The organism is Kitasatospora sp. NPDC048540, assembly GCF_040651175.1.
In the GTDB taxonomy this organism is placed as follows: Bacteria; Actinomycetota; Actinomycetes; order Streptomycetales; family Streptomycetaceae; genus Kitasatospora.
The window spans coordinates 1-18,019 of sequence record NZ_JBEZIR010000003.1 but is presented as its reverse complement, the minus strand read 5'-3'; the positions used below and the strand labels follow the sequence as shown (position 1 = coordinate 18,019).

The following is an 18,019-nucleotide window of genomic DNA, read 5'->3' as shown; positions in this document are numbered from 1 at the left end:
CTTTGTGCATCCTCGCACCACCGGCAAGTCCTCGGGGCCGGTATGCGCGCGGTTTCGGACGATGAACGGGGGCAAATCAGACAGTCGACATGCAGCTGTTCCCCAGTGTTTACGCGCCCAGGGCGCGCCCTCCGCCGGTCGTGCGCCCCCTGCGCCCCCCGTCTGCCGGAGTGCGCCCGATGCGATCTCACCAATGGTCCGAACGGGTGCGCAATACGGTAGTTGACGCATCTTCAGGCGCACTCCGGGGTCTACGCTTCAGGCCGTGAAGGCAATCCGCAGATTCACCGTCCGCACCGTCCTGCCCGAGCAACTCCAGCCGCTGCACGAACTGGCGCTCAACCTGCGCTGGTCCTGGCACCCCGAGACCAGGGAGCTCTTCCGCTCGGTCGACCCAGAGGTCTGGGCCGCCGTCGGCGAGGACCCGGTCCGGCTGCTGGGCGAGGTGCCGGCGGCCCGGCTGTCCGCGCTCGCCGCCGACCGGCGGTTCCTGCGCCGGCTCGGCGATCTCGCGGACGACCTCCGCGACTACCTCACCGGCCCGCGCTGGTACCAGTCCGCCCTCCCGCCCGGCGACGGCTCGGGCCCGCTGCCCGCCGCCATCGCCTACTTCTCGCCCGAGTACGGCATCGCGGCCGCGCTGCCGCAGTACTCCGGCGGGCTCGGCATCCTGGCCGGCGACCACCTCAAGGCCGCCAGCGACCTGGGCGTGCCGATCATCGGGGTCGGCCTGTTCTACCGGCACGGCTACTTCCGCCAGTCGCTGTCCCGGGACGGCTGGCAGCAGGAGCGCTACCCGCTGCTCGACCCCGACGAGCTGGCCGTCAGCCTGCTCCGGGAGCCCGACGGTACACCCAGCCGGGTCGACCTGGCCCTGCCGGCCGGCCGCAGCCTGGCCGCGCACATCTGGAAGGCCCAGGTGGGGCGCGTCCCGCTGCTGCTGCTCGACTCCGACATCGAGCCCAACGGCCCGGCCGAACGCAACGTCACCGACCGGCTCTACGGCGGCGGCAGCGAGCACCGGCTGATGCAGGAGATACTGCTGGGCATCGGCGGGGTCAGGGCCGTGCGCAGCTACTGCCGGCTCACCGGCCACCCCGCCCCCGAGGTATTCCACACCAACGAGGGCCACGCCGGCTTCCTGGGCCTGGAGCGGATCCGCGAACTGGTCACCGCCGAGGAGAAGCCCGGCGACGGCGACGCCCCGGCCCCGGCCCCGCTCGGCTTCGCCGCCGCCCTGGAGGCCGTCCGCGCGGGCACCCTGTTCACCACCCACACCCCGGTCCCGGCCGGCATCGACCGGTTCGACCGCGACCAGGTCGCCCGCCACTTCAGCGGCGACGCCGCGCTGACCGGCGTCCCGGTCGACCAGGTCCTCGCGCTCGGCGCCGAGAGCTGGGCCGGCGGCGACCCGAAGCTGTTCAACATGGCCGCCATGGGCCTGCGGCTGGCCCAGCGCGCCAACGGCGTCTCCACCCTGCACGGCGAGGTCAGCCGGGCCATGTTCAACGGCCTGTGGCCGGGCTTCGACGCCACCGAGGTGCCGATCACCTCGGTCACCAACGGCGTCCACGCGCCCACCTGGATCGACCCCGCGGTGGTCCGGCTCGGCGCCGCCGAGATCGGCCTGGAACGGGCCGAGGACGCCATGGCGGTCGGCGAGGAGACCCGCTGGACCGGCCTGGAGCGGATCGGCAACGCCGAGATCTGGGAGCTGCGCCGCACCCTGCGCGCCCAGCTCGTCGAGGAGGCCCGCAGGCGGGTCCGCACCTCCTGGCGCCAGCGCGGCGCCGGCGAGGCCGAACTCGGCTGGGTCTCCAGCGCCCTCGACCCGGACGTGCTCACCATCGGATTCGCCCGCCGGGTCCCCTCGTACAAGCGGCTCACCCTGATGCTGCGCGACCAGGACCGGCTGCGCTCGCTGCTGCTGCACCCGACCAGGCCGGTGCAGATCGTGGTGGCCGGAAAGGCGCACCCGGCGGACGACGGCGGCAAGCGGCTGATCCAGCAGCTGGTCGCGTTCGCCGACGACCCGGCGGTCCGCCACCGGATCGTCTTCCTGCCGGACTACGACATGGCGATGGCCACCAACCTCTACCCGGGCTGCGACGTTTGGCTGAACAACCCGCTGCGCCCGCTGGAGGCCTGTGGCACCTCCGGGATGAAGGCGGCCCTCAACGGCTGCCTCAACCTCTCCATCCTGGACGGCTGGTGGGACGAGTGGTACGACGGCCAGAACGGCTGGGCCATCCCCACCGCCGACAGCGCCGGCCTCGGACGGCTCGACCCGGAGAGCGCCGAGGCGGACAAGCGCGACGACATCGAGGCCGCCGCGCTGTACGACCTGATCGAGCACCAGGTCGCGGCCCGGTTCTACGACCGGGGCGCGGACGGGCTGCCGCACCGCTGGATCGCGATGGTCCGGCACACCCTGGTCACCCTCGGCCCCAAGGTGCTGGCGGGCCGGATGGTCCGCGAGTACGTGGAGCGGCTGTACGCCCCGGCGGCCGCCGCCCGGCGGCAGCTGGCCGCGACCGAGGACGGCGGGCCCTCGTACGCGGGGGCCCGGGAGCTGGCCGAGTGGAAGGCCAGGGTCCGGCAGGCCTGGCCCGCCGTGCGGGTCGAGCACGTCGAGGCCGACGGCCCCGACGAGGCCCAGGAGCTTGGCAGCACGCTGGCGCTGCGGGTGCAGGTGACGCTCGGCCCGCTGGAGCCGGCCGACGTCGAGGTCCAGGTGGTCTCCGGCCGGGTCGACGAGAGCGACGGCATCTCCGACGCGGTCGCCATCGCCCTCAAGCCGGCCGGCGGCCCCGACCTGGACGGCCGGCAGCGCTACGAGGGCTCGCTGGAGCTCTCCCGCACCGGCCCGTTCGGCTACACCGTCCGGGTGCTGCCCGCCCATCCGCTGCTGGCCTCGCCGGCCGAGCTCGGCCTGATCACCCTCCCCGCGGAGGCGACCGGGATGGACGCCGGCATCCTGCGGTGAGCTGCGGCTGAATTCCCTTGCGCGGCCCTTCGCCGGTCATTATCGTCACTCTGACCATAATGACCGGGAGGGGCCGTGCCCATCATCGACTTCCTGAGCGGGCTCACCGCACCGCTCACCACCGTGCTCGGGCACGTCGGCGGTGACGGAGTCACCTGGGCCGAACTGCTCGGCTTCGCCACCGGCGCGGCCTGCGTCTGGCTCACCGTCCGCGCGAACATCTGGAACTTCCCGGTCGGCATCGCCAACAACGTCTTCTTCCTGATCCTCTTCGCGGGCGCCCGGCTCTACGCCGACGCCGCCCTGCAGCTGGTCTTCCTCGCCCTCGGCGTCCACGGCTGGTGGCAGTGGCTGCGCGGCCGGGCGGCCGGCCCGGGCGCCGCCGCCGGTCCCGTCGTGGTCCGCCGGGCCACAGCGCCCACCCTGCTCGCCCTCGCCACCCTGCTCGGGCCGGCCACCTGGGGCCTGACCGAACTGCTCACCCGGGCCGGCGACAGCGCGCCGTTCTGGGACGCGCTCACCACCGCCCTCTCACTGGCCGCGCAGTGGCTGCTCAACACCCGCCGGATCGAGACCTGGTACCTCTGGATCGCCGCCGACCTGGTCTACGTCCCGCTCTACCTCAGCAAGTCGCTGGACCTGACGGCCCTGGTCTACCTGGTCTTCCTCGGCATGTGCGCGGTCGGACTGCGCTCCTGGCGACGGAGCCTGGCCACGGACGCGCACACCGCGGCGGTGCCGGCATGAGCGGACGCTTCCGGCACGGCCTGGTGATCGGCAAGTTCTACCCGCCGCACGCCGGCCACCACTTCCTGATCCGCGCCGCCGCCGACGCCTGCGACCGGGTCACCGTGGTGGCGATGGCCGCCGACACCGAGTCGATACCCCTGGCCGACCGGGTCGCCTGGCTCACCGAGGCCTGGTCCGGCGACCCGGCGGTGCACGTCACCGGCGTGGTCGACAACCTGCCGGTCGACTACGACAGCGCCGAGGTCTGGGCCGCCCAGGTGGACCTGATGCGGCAGGGCATCGCCGCCGCGCCGCCCGCCGGAGGGGTGGACGCCGTCTTCAGCTCGGAGCCGTACGGGACCGAACTGGCCCGGCGGTTCGGGGCCGCGGCCGTCGTGCTCGACCAGCGGCGGGACACCTTCCCGGTCTCCGGCACCGCCGTCCGGGCCGACCCGGCCGCGTACTGGTGGGAGCTGGAACCACCGGTACGGGCCTGGTTCACCCGGCGGGTGGTGGTGGTCGGCGCCGAGTCCACCGGCACCACCACGCTCTCCCGGGACCTCGCCGAGGCCCTGCGGCGCAGGGGCGGGACGCACGCGCTCACCGGCTGGGTGCCCGAGTACGGCCGGGAACTGACGGCCACCAAGGTGGCCGTCGCCCGGGCCGTCGCCGACCCCGCCGGGCCGGTGCCGACCGTGTTCGACGTGGAGTGGGACGACCGCGACTTCGAGCTGGTCGCCCGCCGGCAGAACGAGGCCGAGGAGCGGGCCGCCCGCGGCGGCGGGCCGGTGCTGGTCTGCGACACCGACGCGCTCGCCACCACCGTGTGGCAGGAGCGGTACCGGGGTGGGGTGAGCGGGGCGGTGCGGCGGTGTGCGGCCGGGATGCCGCCGCGGGCGCTGTACCTGCTGACCTCGGACCGGGGGGTGCCGTTCGAGGACGACGGGCTGAGGGACGGGGAGCACCTGCGGCCGTGGATGACCGGACGGTTCCGGGAGGTGCTCGCGGCGGGGCGGACACCTTGGCTGGAACTGCACGGCGACCGCGACGAACGCCTCCGGCTCGCCCTCACCGCAGTCGACCAACTCCTCGCCACCCCCATCCCCCTCACCGACCCCCCGGGCTGACCGCCCGGAGGGCGGTCTGTCAGGGGCGCTGGGGGTACCCCCGGCCGAAGGCTGGGGAGGAACTGCGCGCAGGCGGTAGGCACTTACCCGTACCCGGGGGCCGTGGGCCGGATGCGCCTAGGTAGCCCGTCGGTCCCTTGGTTGCCTTCCGCCCCGCGCAGTTCCTCGCGCCCCTGGGGGCTGCCGCCCCTGAAGAAGCGGGCCTCAGACCAGGCTGTCCTTCCAGGTGCGGTGGAGGTCGGCGAAGCGGCCGTCGCCGGTGATGAGGGCGGTGGGGGAGCCGTCCTCCACGACGCGGCCCTGGTCCATCACCAGGACGCGGTCGGCGATCTCCACGGTGGAGAGCCGGTGGGCGATGATCACGGAGGTGCGGCCGGCCAGCACGGTCTGCATCGCACGCTGCACGGCCTGCTCACCCGGCACGTCCAGCGAACTGGTCGCCTCGTCGAGGATCAGGACGGCCGGATCGGCGAGCAGCGCCCGCGCGAACGCGACCAGCTGCCGCTGCCCGGCCGAGATCCGGCCGCCGCGCTTGCGGACGTCGGTGTCGTACCCGTCCGGCAGCGCGGCGATGAACTCGTGCGCCCCGATCGCCCGGGCCGCGGCCTCGACGTCGGCGCGGGTGGCGTCCGGCCGGCCGATCGCGATGTTCTCGGCCACCGTGCCGGAGAACAGGAAGGACTCCTGGGTCACCATCACCACGTTGCGCCGCAGGTCCGCCGTGGACAGCTCGCGCAGGTCGACGCCGTCCAGGGTGACCCGGCCGTCGGTGGGGTCGTAGAACCGGGCCAGCAGTTTGGCCAGGGTGGACTTGCCCGCGCCGGTGGCGCCGACCACGGCGGTGGTCTGCCCGGCGGGCAGCACCAGGTCGAGGACGGGCAGCACCTGCTTCCCGGTCCGGTAGGCGAACCGCACCTGCCGGAAGGCCACCTCGCGGCCCGCTGCGGTCGGCGCCGGCAGCGCCACCGGGGCGGCGGGCTCGGCGACGGAGGGCTCGTGGGCGAGCAGGCCGGCCATCTTCTCCAGGGCGGCGGCGGCCGACTGGTAGCTGTTCAGGAACATCGCCAGCTGGTCGATCGGGTCGTAGAGCCGCCGCAGGTAGAGCACGAAGGCGGTCAGCACGCCGAGCTCCAGGCTGCCGTCGGTGACAAGGTAGGCGCCGAGCAGGACCACGCCGGTGATCCAGGTGTTGGCGACGGCCCGGGAGAAGCCGACGTAGCGGGCCATCTCCAGCAGGCCGTCGGCGGTGGCGGCGGCGGACTGCCGGTTGACGGTGCCGAAGGCGTCCTCGTTGGCCTGCTCGCGGCGGAACGCCTGCACCGGGCGGATGCCGTTCATGGTCTCGGTGAACTTGACGATCACCGCGGCGACCGCCGTCCTGGACCGCCGGTAGACCCGCAGCGAGCGCCGCCGGAACGAACGGACGATCAGGTACATCGGCAGGAAGGACGCCAGCGCGGCCAGGCCCAGGCGCCAGTCCATCACCATCAGTACCAGCGAGATGAGGCTGACCGAGAGCGCGACCGACAGCAGCTCCTGCAGGCCCTCGTTGAGCAGCTCGCGCAGCGCGTCCACGTCGCTGGTGGCGCGGGAGATGATCCGGCCGGAGGTGTAGCGCTCGTGGAAGTCCAGGCTGAGCTGTTGGGCGTGCCGGAAGATCCGGCCGCGCAGGTCGAGCAGGACGTCCTGGTTGATCCGGGCGCTGTAGCGGATGAACAGCCGCTGCAGGTAGGTGGAGAGCAGGGCGCAGCCCAGGTACGCGGAGATCACCGCGATCAGCGGGCCGCTGTCGTGGTCGCGCAGCGCCGGGATGCCCCGGTCCATCGCGAACGCCACCAGCAGCGGGCCGGCCTGCAGGGCGGCCTGCTGGACCACGATCACCAGCATGGCGAGCACGATCCGGCGGCGGTGCGGGCCCAGCAGCTGCCCGAGCAGGGCGCGCGCGGCGCCGGGCGGGACGGGGATGTCCTCCTCGTCGGCGGCGGGCGGCGGGAGCTCCTCCAGCTCCTCGGCGGGCTCCAGGGTGGTGGTCATCGCAGGGCACTCCCTTCGAGTTCCTGGGCGCTCTCGCCGGACATCAGTTCCCGGTAGGCCGGGGAGGTCTTCAGCAGGTCGTGGTGGGTGCCGACGGCGGCGATCCGGCCGTCGGCGAGGAGGGCGACCCGGTCGGCGAGCAGCACGGTGCTCGGGCGGTGCGCCACCACCAGGGCGGTGGTGCCGGACAGCACCTCGCGCAGCGCCCGCTCGACCAGCGCCTCGGTGTGCACGTCGAGGGCGGACAGCGGGTCGTCGAGGACCAGGAACGCCGGGTCGCCGACCACCGCGCGGGCCAGCGCCAGTCGTTGGCGCTGGCCGCCGGACAGGCTCAGGCCCTGCTCGCCGACCTGGGTGTCGGGGCCGGCCGGGAGCCGGTCGACGAAGTCGGCCTGGGCGGTGGCGAGCGCGGTGGCGAGCCGGTCGGGGCCGGCCTGCTCCGCGCCCATCAGGACGTTGTCGCGGACCGAGGCGGAGAACAGGGTCGGCTCCTCGAAGGCGACCGACACCAGCCGGCGCAGCTCCGCGCGCGGGATGTCCCGGACGTCGCGGCCGTCCAGGGTGATCGAGCCGCCGGTGGCCTCGTACAGCCGGGGGAGCAGTGCGGTGAGGGTGGTCTTGCCGCTGCCGGTGGCGCCGACCAGGGCGAGCGTCTCGCCGGGCCGGATGTGCAGGTCGACGCCGGCCAGCAGGTCGGGGGTGCCGGCCGGGGCGTCCGGGTAGCGGAAGCGGACACCGGTGAAGCGGATGCCCCGGCCGTCGCCGGCCGGGAGGCCGGTGGGGCGCTCCACCGGGTCGGGTTCGTCCATCACCTCGAAGTACCGGTCGGTCGCGGTGGCGCACTCGTTGGCGTACGCGAGCAGCCAGCCCAGCGACTCCACCGGCCAGCGCAGCGCCAGCGCGGTGGACAGGAAGGCGACCAGGGTGCCGGCCGAGAGGTCGTCGTGGGCGACCTGGACCGCACCGACGGCCAGCGCGCAGCCGAGCGCCAGCTCGGGCAGCCCGACGATGACCGCCCAGAGGTTGGCGAGCAGGTCGGCCTTGCGCAGCTCGGTGGTGCGCAGCCGCTCGCTGTGTCCGGCGAACTCCTCGGCCATGGTGCGGTGGCGGCCGAAGGCCTTGAGGATGCGGATGCCCAGGATGGACTCCTCGACCACGGTGGCGAGGTCGCCGTTCTGGTCCTGGGCCTGCCGGGCGGAGGCGGCGTAGCGGCTCTCGAAGTAGCGGGTCAGCACCATCAGGGGGACGGCCGGCACCAGGGTGATCAGGGCCAGCTGCCAGCTGAGCGTGAACATCAGCGCGGTGCCGGTCAGGAAGACCATGGTGTTGACGATCAGGAAGACCAGCGGGAAGGCCAGGAACAGCCGCATGGTGAACATGTCGGAGGTGGCCCGGGAGAGCAGCTGGCCGGAGGACCAACGGTCGTGGAAGGAGACCGGCAGCCGCTGCAGTTTGGCGTAGAGGTCGCCGCGCATGGCGGTCTCGACCTTGGCCAGCGGGCGGGCCACGATCACCCGGCGGACGCCGAACAGCCCGGCCTCGACCAGGCCGAGCAGCAGCAGGACGCCGGCCAGCGGCCACAGGCCGGCCAGGTCGCGGTGGGCGATCGGGCCGTCGACGATCCGGCGCAGCACGATCGGCACCCCGAGCACGCTGACCGAGGCGATCAGCGCGGCCAGGACCGCCCCGGCCAGCCGCCAGCGGGCCGGGCGGGCGTACGGCCACAGGAGCAGCAGGGACCGCACCGTGGACCGGTGCGCCGGCCCGGCGGCGGGGTCGGGTCTGCGGACCGACGCTTCGTCAGGGTTGCCGGTGGTCTGCGCGCACTGCTCGTTCTCGGCCATCGCGGAGAGGGTAGGCCGTGACCCTGACATTTCTCATCCGGTTTTACGCCCCTGTCGGCGGGAACCGGCCATGGTCGGACCCGGCGCCGGCCGAGGGGTCCGCCGGGTCGACGGCCCGCAGCAGGCGGCAGGAGCGCCCGGCCAGGGTGACGGCGGTCAGTGCGGGGTGCGGGCCCTCGTCGGCGGTGTCGCGGGAGGTGTCGACCTCGGTGCGGTAGGCGGACGCCCAGGGTTCGCCCGGCAGGGTGAAGGAGACCGCCTGCGGGCCGGCGTTGAGCAGCAGCAGGAAGCTGTCGTCGCGCAGCGGGCGGCCGTGCTCGTCGCGTTCGGACATCGCGGTGCCGGAGAGCAGCATGCCGAGGACGGCGGTCGGGGTGAACCAGTCGGCCTCGGTCATCTCCCGGCCGCTGTGGGCGAACCAGGCCAGGTCGCGCTGGCCGCCGGCGACCGCGGCCCGGCCGGAGAAGAACGCCCGCTGCCGCAGCACCGGGTGCCGCCGGCGCAGGCCGATCAGCCGCCCGGTCAGCTCGGCCAGCGAACGCCACTCGGGCTGCTCCAGCAGCGACCAGTCCAGCCAGCTGGTCGCGTCGTCCTGGCAGTAGGCGTTGTTGTTGCCGCCCTGGGTGCGGCCGAGTTCGTCGCCGGCGGTGAGCATCGGGACGCCGGTGGACAGCAGCAGGGTGGTGAGCAGGTTGCGCAGCTGGCGTTGGCGCAGCGCCAGCACCTCGGGGTCGGTGCTCTCCCCTTCGGCGCCGCAGTTCCAGGACCGGTTGTCGTCGGTGCCGTCCCGGTTGCCCTCGCCGTTGGCCTCGTTGTGCTTCTGGTTGTAGGAGACCAGGTCGCGCAGGGTGAAGCCGTCGTGCGCGGTGACGAAGTTGACCGAGGCATACGGGCGGCGGCCGCCGCGCTGGTACAGGTCGGAGGAGCCGGAGAGCCGGTAGCCGAGCTCGCGGACGTCGGGGCGGGCGCCGCGCCAGAAGTCCCGCACGGTGTCGCGGTACTTGTCGTTCCACTCCGCCCACAGCGGCGGGAAGCCGCCGACCTGGTAGCCGCCGGCGCCGACGTCCCACGGCTCGGCGATCAGCTTGACCCGGCTGAGCAGCGGGTCCTGCGAGACGGCGCCCAGGAACGGGTGGTGCATCTCCACCCCGTCGCTGCCGCGGGTCAGCGCGGAGGCCAGGTCGAAGCGGAAGCCGTCGACGCCCATCTCGGTCACCCAGTAGCGCAGCGAGTCGGTGATCAGCCGGACGGTGTGCGGCTGGCGGGTGTCCAGGGTGTTGCCGCAGCCGGTGTAGTCGGCGTAGCCGCGGCGGCCGCGGTCGAGGCGGTAGTAGCCGGCGTTGTCGATGCCGCGCAGCGACAGGGCCGGGCCCATGATTCCGCTCTCGGCGGTGTGGTTGTAGACCACGTCGAGGATCACCTCGATGCCGGCCGCGTGCAGCGCGCGCACCATCCGCTTGAACTCGCCGACCTGTTGGCCGCGGCTGCCGGAGGCGGAGTACCCGGCGTGCGGGGCGAAGTAGCCGAGGGTGTTGTAGCCCCAGTAGTTGACCAGTCCGCGCTGCTGGAGGTGGTCCTCGCTGACGTGGTGGTGGACCGGCAGCAGCTCCACCGCGGTGACCCCGAGCCGGGTCAGGTGCTCGATCGCCGCCGGGTGCGCCAGGCCGGCGTAGGTGCCGCGCAGCTGCGGCGGCACGTCCGGGTGGCGCATGGTGAAGCCGCGCACGTGCAGCTCGTACAGCACCGTCTCGGCCCACGGGGTCTTCGGCCGCTGGTCGTCGTACCAGTCGTCGTCGTCGTGCACCACCACGCCGCGGGGCACGTACGGCGCCGAGTCGCGGTTGTCCCGGACGGTGTCGGCGACCTCGCGCTCGGGCCAGTTGCGCACCGCGGTGCAGGTGGCGTCGTGCGCGGTGTACCGGCCGTCGACGGCGCGGGCGTACGGGTCGAGCAGCAGCTTGGCCGGGTTCCACCGGGCGCCGGTCCACGGGTCCCAGCGGCCGTGCACCCGGTAGCCGTAGCGGGTTCCGGGCATCACCCCGGGCAGGTACCCGTGCCAGGTCTGGAAGGTCTGCTCGGTGAGCCGGTGCCGGCTCTCCTGGCCCCGCTCGTCGAAGAGGCAGAGCTCGACGGCCTCGGCGGCCGGCGCCCAGAGCGCGAAGTTGGTGCCCCGGCCGCCTCGCAGGTCGGTGCGGAAGCGCGCGCCGAGCGGCTGCCAGCTGCCCGGCCAGGGGTCGGGCGGGGCCGGGTGGGGCGCCGTGCCGTTCGGCCGGTCGGCCGCCGGGCGCGGTGCGCCCGGGCTCGTCCCCGTGTCCAGCTCCTGCCACGCCGTCATCGCCGCACCCTCCCAGCGCGGGGGTCCCTTCCCCGCCTCCGTCTTGTTCCCTGATCGGATGCCGCAGTCACGTCCCGGTGCCTCTCGTGACGGAATGTGATGATTCTGTCCCGCGGTGGGCCGCCGTGACGGCCGTCGGGGGAGATCGTGCCCACGTGTCCCCGCCCCGATGCGGTCGTTATGCCCGCTACCGGGCCGGTCGCGGCCCCGGGCGGCTGATCAGGGAGGGCCGGGATGCACCCGGGAGTACGGGGCTGGGCGCGGCGGGCGGCGGCGCTCGGGCTGGGTCTGCTGCTGACGGGGTGCTCGGGCGGGTCCGCCGGGCCGGGCAGCACCGACGCGGCCGCACCGGAGCCGCCGCGGACCGTGCCGCACGCCCAGCTGGCCGTCACCCCGGCCGACGGCGCCCAGGAGGTGCCCCTCGACGGGCCGGTCACGGTGACGGTCGCCCGGGGCCGGCTGGTGAGCGTGCGGCTCGCCGACGAGAAGGGCGCCGAGGTGCGGGGCCGGCTCGGCGCGGGCGGCCGGAGCTGGACCCCGGACGGGCGGCTCGCGGCGGCCACCGCGTACACCCTGGACGCGGTGGCCGAGGACGACGAGGGGCTCACCGAGGCGCAGCACGCCGCGTTCGAGACCAGGACCCCGGACCGCACCTTCGTGGCCTTCTACACCCCGGAGGACGGGACCACGGTCGGTGTCGGCATGCCGGTCTCGCTGCGCTTCAGCCGGGCGATCACCGACCGGGCGGCGGTGGAGCGGGCGGTGGCGGTGACGGCGGACCCGCCGGTGCCGGTGGCCGGCCACTGGTTCGGCGCCCGGCGGCTGGACTTCCGCCCGGAGCGGTACTGGGCGCCGGGCACCCGGGTGACGCTGACCCTGCGGCTGAAGGACGTGCAGGGGGCGCCGGGCTACGTCGGCACCCAGTCCAAGTCGGTCCGGTTCACCGTCGGCCGCTCCCAGGTCAGCACCGTGGACCTGGACACCCGGACGATGACGGTGCGGCAGGACGGCAGGGTGGTGCGCACCCTCAAGGTCAGTGCGGGCGGGCCCGAGCACCCGACCTACCTGGGCGCGATGGTGGTCTCGGAGCGGTCCGCGGTGACCCGGATGGACTCGCAGACGGTCGGGCTGGGGGACGAGTACGACATCAAGGACGTGCCGCACGCCATGCGGCTGACCGGGTCCGGGACCTTCGTCCACGGCAACTACTGGTCCCCGCGGACGGTCTTCGGCACCGCCAACACCAGCCACGGCTGCATCGGCCTCGCGGACGTCAAGGGCGGCTCCCCGGACTCCCCGGCCGGCTGGTTCTTCGACCACACCATCACCGGCGACGTGGTCGAGGTCCGGGGCTCCGCGGGCGAGCGGGTGCCCGCCGACAACGGCCTGAACGGGTGGAACCTGCCGTGGGCCGGCTGGACGGTACGGAGCGCGCCCGCCACCCGGTGACCATTCACCGAACGGGCACCCGCCTCCCCTCGAAGATTCACTCAGACGGGCCAGTTATCCTGACCACCGCGCCGGTCCGGGGTCCCCGTCCGGCGAGCAGCGCTAAAGAAGTCGGCCCAGGGGTGCAACTCACCCGGGCGGCAGCGCGTGTATCGCTTTGGGTTACCGGGAGGGGAGCAGACCGACGTGAAGCCGGTTCGGGCGGCCGACGCCGCCATACGCATCAACACGAGGACCGCCGGACGCGCCGTGCGGCGCTCCGGCATCGCGCTGGCGATGGGCGGCGTCCTGCTGCTCGGCGCGGCCTGCAGCAGCTCGGGCGGCGGCTCGGCGGCCGGCGGTTCGGGCGGCGCCACGGGCGGCGGGGCGGCCTCGGCCGCGGCCGAGCCCGCGAAGGTCTCGGCCGCGCAGCTGACCGTGACGCCGAAGGACGGCGCCACCGACGCCGCGCCGAACGCCCTCCAGGTGGCGGTGGCCAGCGGCAAGCTGACCAACGTCGAGGTGACCGACAAGAACGGCAAGCCGGTGGCCGGCACCATCGCGGCGGACGGCCTGAGCTGGAAGCCGACCGAGGCGCTCGCCGTCGGCATGGTCTACAAGGTGAACGCGCAGGCCAAGGACGACGCCGGCCTGGAGGCCGCGTCGACCAGCACCTTCACCACGCTCACCCCGGCGAAGACCGCGGCGACCAACGACAACATCTCCGACAACGGCACCTACGGCGTCGGCATGATCGTCTCGGTGGCCTTCAGCAAGCCGATCAAGAACACCAAGGCGGTGGCGGACGGCATCACCTTCGAGGCCTCCGACGGCACCAAGGTCAAGGGCCACTGGTTCGGCAGCCAGCGGCTGGACTTCCGTCCGGCCGAGTACTGGAAGCCGGGCACCAAGGTCACCATCCACTACCGCCTGAAGAGCATCGAGGTCTCGCCCGGCGTCTACGGCGACGTGGACAAGGACGAGCCCTTCACCATCGGCCGCTACCAGGTGAGCACCGCGGACGCGGCCAGCCACCAGATGACGGTCAAGAAGGGCGACGGCTCCACCCAGACCATCCCGATCACCGCCGGCAACGACGACAACCCGTCGTACAACGGCACCATGGTCGTCTCCAGCAAGGAGAAGGTGACCCGGATGAACTCCGCAACGGTCGCCAACGTGGTCGGCGGCGAGTACGACGTGCCGGACGTGCCGCACGCCATGCGGCTCACCAACAGCGGCACCTACGTGCACGGCAACTACTGGAGCAGCGCCTTCGGCAAGTCCAACGCCAGCCACGGCTGCATCTCCATGCAGGACGGCAAGGGCGGCGACGACAACTCCACCGCGGGCAAGTTCTTCAGCTCCTCGCTGGTCGGCGACGTGGTCAAGATCGTCAACGCCAAGGGCAAGCAGGTCTCCCCGGACAACGGCCTGAGCGGCTGGAACGTCGCCTGGGGCAGCTGGTAACCCCAGGGAGTCACGGAGCATCGAAGGGCCCGGCCGTTCCTCGGAACGACCGGGCCGTTCTCCGTTCGTGACCGAATCTCGACCCTGGTCGCGCAACCTGGGTCGAGGACCCCACGTGTAAGTGGCTGACGGCCGACCGGGGAGATGGGGAGTACACGAGTGAAGTCGATACGCACGGGCCTGGCGGCCGGGGCGCTCTCAGGTGCGCTGGTGCTGCTGGCGACGGGCTGCGGTTCGGGCGGCGACACCGGGAGCAGCAGCGCCGCGCGCCTGGCGCCCGGTGCGTCCCCGGCGGGCACGCCCGCCCCCGCCACCCCGGCGAAGCCCACCGTCTCCTCGGCGGCGGTGACCATCGAGCCCGCCGACGGCGCCACCGGCGTCAAGCCCGCGGGGGCGCTGAAGGTCGGCGTGAGCGGCGGGAAGCTGACCACCGTGGCGGTCACCGGCCCGGACGGCAAGGAGGTGCCCGGCGCCGTCGCGGCGGACGGCCTCAGCTGGGTGCCGAGCGGGAACCTGGCGGTCTCCGCGCAGTACCGGGTGGCCGCCAAGGCGGTCGACGCCGCCGGTCTGGAGACCACCGCGCAGAGCGGCTTCACCACCCTCACCCCGGCCAAGGACGCCGGCGCCCACGACAACATCTCGGACGGCGGCACCTACGGCGTCGGCATGATCGTCTCGCTCACCTTCGACCGCCCGGTCAAGGACAAGGCCGCGGTCGAGAAGGGGGTCGGCTTCGAGACCTCCGACGGGACGGTGGTCAAGGGCCACTGGTTCGGCAGCCAGCGGGTCGACTTCCGCCCGGCCGAGTACTGGAAGGCCGGCACCACGGTCGCCGTCCACTACCGGCTGAAGAGCGTCGAGGTGGCGCCCGGCGTCTACGGCGGGGTGGACCGCGACGAGCCGTTCACCATCGGCCGCTCCCAGATCACCACCGCGGACGTGGCCACCCACCGGATGCAGGTGGTGCGCGACGGCCAGGCGGTCGACGAGGTGCCGTTCACGGCCGGCAAGGCGGGCTTCGACACCTGGAACGGCACCATGGTGGTCGAGGACAAGGCGGAGACCACCCGGATGAGCTCGCAGGGCGTCGCCGGGGTCGGCTCGGGCGAGGAGTACGACATCTCCGACGTCCCGCACGCGATGCGGCTGACCGACTCCGGGACGTACGTCCACGGCAACTACTGGAGCAGCGCGTTCGGCTCCTACAACGCCAGCCACGGCTGCATCGGCCTGGCCGACGCCAAGGGCGGCTCCGCCTCCTCGCGGGCCGGCAAGTTCTACGACTCCTCGCTGATCGGCGACGTCGTGACCGTGGTCAACTCCAAGGGCGAGCAGGTCGCCGCCGACAACGGGCTGAGCGGATGGAACCTGTCCTGGAACAACTGGTAGGCGCTCGAACGGTCCGCCGGGCGGACGTTCGGTTGCGACGGGCATATGCCAGACGACTAGTGATCGTTTGGTCATTGTCCGTACGCGCCCGCATGCGTTCCGCAATGATTGGCGCATGGCAGGATGGGGCGAAGCGGACCGGGCATCACATGGGCTGGCGGAACTGGCCGATGACGGCCCGTCGGCCTGTGGCGCCCCGGCGCTGTCGGAGCTGGAGCGGCTGACGCCCGGCGAGCTGGAGCGCACCGCCCGCCGGCGGCTGCGGGAGCAGGCCGAGGACCAGGAGGCCCGCCTGCCGTCCCGGCCGGTGTCGGCCGGCGTCGCGCGCCGGGTGGTGCTCGGCGTTCTCGCCGACTGGGGTCTGCACCAGCAGCTGGAGGCCGGCGAACTGCTCACGGGCGAGCTGGTCGCCAACGCGGTCCGGCACGCGGGCGGGCGCACCATCGGCTTACGGGTGGTCCGCCGTCCCGGCGTGGTGCGGGTCGAGGTACGGGACTCCTCGCGGGCGCTGCCCTGTCTGATCATGGCGGCCGAGCCGCTGCACGAGTCCGGGCACGGCCTGCGGGTGGTGTCGGAGATCGCCGACCGCTGGGGCGCGGACCTGCTGCCCCGCGGCAAGGGCGTCTGGTTCGAGCTCAAGGTGCGCGAGCGCACGACGGCCTGAGCGGCCCGCGGGCGGCCGGGGGCAGGCCCGGACAGCAGACCTGGACAGCAGGCCCGGGAAACAGTGCGGGGCCCCCGTCCACGGTGTACGTGGTTCAGGGGCCCCTGCAGGTCACCGTGCAGGCCTAGGGGGTGCTCGCCGCGCGGTGGTGACGGCCGGACCGGGTCATGGAGGCCGTGGATCGCGTCCGGCGCTCGCAACGCCCGACTTGTTCGACTATCGCACGGTCTCAGCATGTGAGCAAATTGGATTGGAAGGTTTGTAACCCACTTCACCTTCAGTGTGCGAATAGATTCGCGCGGCGGCCTCTGATTATTCAGCCGATGGACGCCTCATGTGTGGATTCCGTGCCCGGCCACCCCGGCCGGCCACCCCCCCGGGGCCGCGGCTCAGCACTCGATGACGTTGACCGCGAGGCCGCCGCGGGAGGTCTCCTTGTACTTGATCTTCATGTCGGCGCCGGTCTCCTTCATGGTCTTGATCGCCTTGTCGAGGGAGACGTGGTGCCGGCCGTCGCCGCGCAGGGCCATCCGGGCGGCGGTGACGGCCTTGACCGACGCCATGCCGTTGCGCTCGATGCAGGGGATCTGGACCAGGCCGCCGACCGGGTCGCAGGTCAGGCCCAGGTTGTGCTCGATGCCGATCTCGGCCGCGTTCTCGACCTGCTCCGGGGAGCCGCCGAGGACCTCGGCGAGGCCGCCGGCCGCCATCGAGCAGGCGGAGCCGACCTCGCCCTGGCAGCCGACCTCGGCGCCGGAGATGGAGGCGTTCTCCTTGAACAGCATGCCGATCGCGCCGGCCGCCAGCAGGAAGCGGACGATGCCGTCGTCGTCGGCGCCGGGGATGAAGTTCTGGAAGTAGTGCAGGACGGCCGGGATGATGCCCGCCGCGCCGTTGGTCGGGGCGGTCACCACCCGCTGGCCGGAGGCGTTCTCCTCGTTGACGGCCATCGCGTAGAGGGTGACCCACTCCATCGCGTTGGCCGGCCCGATGCCCTCGGCGCGCAGTGCGCGGGCGCCGGAGGCGGCGCGGCGGCGGACCTTGAGGCCGCCGGGCAGGATGCCCTCGCGGGCCATGCCGGCGTCGACGCACTCCTTCATCACGCCCCAGATCTCCAGCAGCCCGGCCCGGATCTCGGCCTCGGAGCGCCAGGCCTTCTCGTTCTCCAGCATCAGGCCGGAGATCGACAGGCCGGTCTCCCGGGTGAGCCGCAGCAGTTCCTCGCCGGTGCGGAAGGGGTAGCGCAGCGCGGTGTCGTCGGGGACCACCCGGTCGGCGCCGATGGCGTCCTCGTCGACCACGAAGCCGCCGCCGACCGAGTAGTAGGTCTTCTCCAGGACGGTGGCGCCGTCGGCGTCGAAGGCCCAGAGGGTCATGCCGTTGGCGTGGTAGGGCAGCGACTTGCGGCGGTGCAGCACCAGCTGGGTGTCCGGGTCGAAGGCGATCTCCTGGGCGCCGAGCAGCCGCAGCCGCTTCTCGGCCTTGATCCGCTCGACGTCCAGGTCGGCCTGGTCGACGTCGACGGTGCGCGGGGAGTTGCCCTCCAGGCCGAGCAGGACGGCCTTCGGGGTGCCGTGGCCGTGGCCGGTCGCGCCGAGCGAGCCGAACAGTTCGGCGCGCACCGAGACGGCCTGGGCCAGCAGACCCTCGGACTTCAGGCGGCGGGCGAACATCCGGGCCGCCCGCATCGGGCCGACCGTGTGGGAGCTGGACGGACCGATGCCGATGGAGAAGAGGTCGAAGACGCTGATGGCCACGGGGACGTCCTTGTCTGGTCACGTGGAGACGTGCGGAGTTGCTTGGGGGGTGCGGGCACGGCGCGGGGCACCGCGGTCCACTGTCCAGTGTGCGCGGTGCCCCGGAGAACCGAGGGGTACGGCGGGGGTCGTCCGCCGTACCCCGGGGTGAACTACAGGTTGGGGTAGAGCGGGTACTTCTCGGCCAGCGCGGTCACGCGGGCCTTCAGCGCGGTGGCCTTGGTCTCGTCGAAGGCGGGCAGCAGCGCCTCGGCGA

General features: G+C 73.1%; 11 protein-coding genes. 7 read left to right on the top strand and 4 right to left on the bottom strand.

Features of this window, described 5'->3' with window-relative positions; genetic code table 11:
• Positions 1-265 precede the first annotated feature (265 nt).
• The 3 genes from glgP to AB0D08_RS02790 all read left to right on the top strand — a co-directional run bounded on the left by glgP (position 266) and on the right by AB0D08_RS02790 (position 4,842).
• Positions 266-2,986: an alpha-glucan family phosphorylase gene (gene glgP / locus AB0D08_RS02800; protein WP_359886047.1), complete on the top strand. Its 2,721-nt coding sequence runs from the start codon at positions 266-268 to the stop codon at positions 2,984-2,986.
• Positions 2,987-3,061: 75 nt separating this feature from the next.
• On the top strand, positions 3,062-3,733 hold the full coding sequence (gene pnuC / locus AB0D08_RS02795) for a nicotinamide riboside transporter PnuC (protein ID WP_033824297.1): 672 nt from the start codon (positions 3,062-3,064) through the stop codon (positions 3,731-3,733).
• A complete protein-coding gene (locus AB0D08_RS02790) occupies positions 3,730-4,842 on the top strand; it encodes an AAA family ATPase (protein WP_359886046.1) in 1,113 nt (370 codons plus the stop codon). The genes pnuC and AB0D08_RS02790 overlap by 4 nt, the downstream gene beginning before the upstream one ends.
• Before the next feature lie 204 nt (positions 4,843-5,046).
• Here AB0D08_RS02790 and AB0D08_RS02785 read toward each other — a convergent pair whose 3' ends face one another.
• Genes AB0D08_RS02785 through glgX form a run of 3 tightly spaced genes read right to left on the bottom strand, consistent with a single transcriptional unit; the run spans position 5,047 to position 11,055 of the window.
• Entirely contained in the window at positions 5,047-6,876 is a 1,830-nt protein-coding gene (locus tag AB0D08_RS02785) for an ABC transporter ATP-binding protein (protein WP_359886045.1), read from the bottom strand.
• Complete coding sequence (locus AB0D08_RS02780) at positions 6,873-8,720, bottom strand: ABC transporter ATP-binding protein (RefSeq protein ID WP_359886044.1); 1,848 nt, start codon at positions 8,718-8,720, stop codon at positions 6,873-6,875. Before AB0D08_RS02780 ends, AB0D08_RS02785 begins: the two co-directional genes overlap by 4 nt.
• A 43-nt stretch (positions 8,721-8,763) precedes the next feature.
• Positions 8,764-11,055: a glycogen debranching protein GlgX gene (glgX, locus tag AB0D08_RS02775; protein ID WP_082527042.1), complete on the bottom strand. Its 2,292-nt coding sequence runs from the start codon at positions 11,053-11,055 to the stop codon at positions 8,764-8,766.
• Positions 11,056-11,289: 234 nt separating this feature from the next.
• On the opposite strand from glgX, the gene AB0D08_RS02770 reads away from it, so the two are divergent.
• From AB0D08_RS02770 to AB0D08_RS02755, 4 genes are all read left to right on the top strand, one after another.
• Positions 11,290-12,504: an Ig-like domain-containing protein gene (locus tag AB0D08_RS02770; RefSeq protein ID WP_051813966.1), complete on the top strand. Its 1,215-nt coding sequence runs from the start codon at positions 11,290-11,292 to the stop codon at positions 12,502-12,504.
• Positions 12,505-12,690: 186 nt separating this feature from the next.
• The gene (locus AB0D08_RS02765; protein WP_233289312.1) at positions 12,691-13,953 is read left to right on the top strand and encodes an Ig-like domain-containing protein; all 1,263 of its coding nucleotides are present in this window, start codon (positions 12,691-12,693) and stop codon (positions 13,951-13,953) included.
• Between the two features lie 159 nt (positions 13,954-14,112).
• Entirely contained in the window at positions 14,113-15,342 is a 1,230-nt protein-coding gene (locus AB0D08_RS02760) for an Ig-like domain-containing protein (protein WP_359886043.1), read from the top strand.
• A gap of 115 nt (positions 15,343-15,457) precedes the next feature.
• A complete protein-coding gene (locus AB0D08_RS02755) occupies positions 15,458-16,006 on the top strand; it encodes an ATP-binding protein (protein WP_082527044.1) in 549 nt (182 codons plus the stop codon).
• A 389-nt stretch (positions 16,007-16,395) separates the two neighbouring features.
• On the opposite strand, the gene AB0D08_RS02750 is transcribed toward AB0D08_RS02755, so the two are convergent.
• Positions 16,396-17,763 carry an L-serine ammonia-lyase gene (locus AB0D08_RS02750; RefSeq protein WP_033824301.1) on the bottom strand — a complete coding sequence of 456 codons (1,368 nt, stop codon included), beginning with the start codon at positions 17,761-17,763 and terminating at the stop codon, positions 16,396-16,398.
• Positions 17,764-18,019 lie beyond the last annotated feature (256 nt).